The sequence below is a fragment of the bacterium genome, assembly GCA_026414725.1.
GTDB lineage: Bacteria > Ratteibacteria > UBA8468 > B48-G9 > JAFGKM01 > JAAYXZ01.
Genome location: JAOAIL010000048.1, coordinates 1 through 1,471 on the forward strand (window position 1 = coordinate 1; position 1,471 = coordinate 1,471).

The 1,471-nt window shown below is 39.4% G+C and carries 1 protein-coding gene; it reads left to right on the plus strand.

The annotated features are described in order from the left end of the window. Nucleotides 1–118: 118 nt before the first annotated feature. Nucleotides 119–1,420: a hydroxylamine reductase gene (gene hcp, locus N3D17_07755; GenBank protein MCX8083257.1), complete on the plus strand. Its 1,302-nt coding sequence runs from the start codon at nt 119–121 to the stop codon at nt 1,418–1,420. Nucleotides 1,421–1,471 lie beyond the last annotated feature (51 nt).

The window sequence follows — 1,471 nt, forward strand, 5'->3', positions numbered from 1 at the left end:
CCCTCACCCTGTCCCTCTCCCCTCTAAGGGAGAGGGAAGAAAAATATCTCTTGACAGAAAAATTTTTTAAGGTATAATATTACTAATTTGATAATAAAAGTAATAAAAAGGAGAAGATATGGATAACTTTAAAATGTTTTGTTATCAGTGCAGCCAGACGAGGGATGGTAAAGGATGTATAAACTATGGTGTGTGCGGGAAAAACCCTACTGTAGCACGGCTACAGGACAATCTAATCTTTGGACTCAAAGGAATAAGTGCATATCTTTACCATGCAGGAGAACTGGGATATAAGGATAGCAACCTTGAGAAGTTTTTAGTGGAGTGCCTCTACTCTACCCTTACCAATGTAAACTTTGATGCAGACAGGTTTATAAAACTTGCTCTGGATACAGGAAGAATAAATGTGGAGACGATGCGACTGCTTAAAAAAGCACATATAGAGACATATGGAGAGCCAGAGCCAGTTAATGTCTCCACAGGTACAAAAAAAGGCAAAGGAATTATTGTTACAGGACACAGTTTAAAGGTTTTAGAGGAGGTATTAAAGCAGGCACAGAAAGAAGGAATTAATGTTTACACCCACTCAGAACTTCTGCCTGCACATGGATACCCGGGTATAAGGAAGTATGAAAATCTGGCAGGGAACCTCGGTAAGGCATGGTATGACCAGAGAAGTTTATTTTCTGAAATCCCTGCTGTTATTGTAGGAAGTTCAAACTGTCTTCTAATCCCGAAGGATGACTATAAGGACAGGTTTTTCACCACAGGGATTACAGGACTGCCAGGAGTGAAGCATATCTCCGGTTATGATTTTTCTGAAGTGATTGAGATGGCAAAGACACTTCCTGAACTATCTGAAAAGGAAGGAGAGACGGTTTTAACAACGGGTTTTTCTCTTTCTTCAATACTGTCTGCAAAGGATAAGATAAAGCATCTTGTAGAAAAGGGTAAGATAAGAAGGTTTTTTGTAGTGGGAGGTTGTGATAGTCCATCAAGCAAGAATGAGTATTTCAGGAAACTTGTGGAGATATTACCTGAAGATACAGTTGTCATAACACTTGCCTGCGGTAAGTTCAGGTTTAATGAGTTGGATTTAGGGAAGATAGAGGGAATTCCACGTCTCATTGATATTGGTCAGTGTAATGATACAATTGTGGGGATAGATATAATCACTTCACTGGCAGAACTTTTTGGAGTAAAGGATATCAATGACTTACCTGTGTCTTATTTCTTAATTTGGATGGAGCAGAAGGCAGTGGCAATCCTGTGGAGTTTGCTTTATTTAGGTATTAAGGGAATCAGGATAGGACCGATTATACCTGCCTGGGTGAATGAGGATATTCTGAAGGTATTGAAGGATAATTTTGACATAAGGGTGATAAAAGAACCAGAGGATGATTTGAAAGAGGTATTATAAAGGTTAAATCCTCCCCATATGAGGGGGGAAAGTAAAGGATGAGGGGAAAAG

Coding starts and splice junctions, on each gene's coding strand:
- hcp (MCX8083257.1), top strand. CDS start 119: ATGGATAACTTTAAAATGTTTTGTTATCAGTGCAGCCAGACGAGGGAT.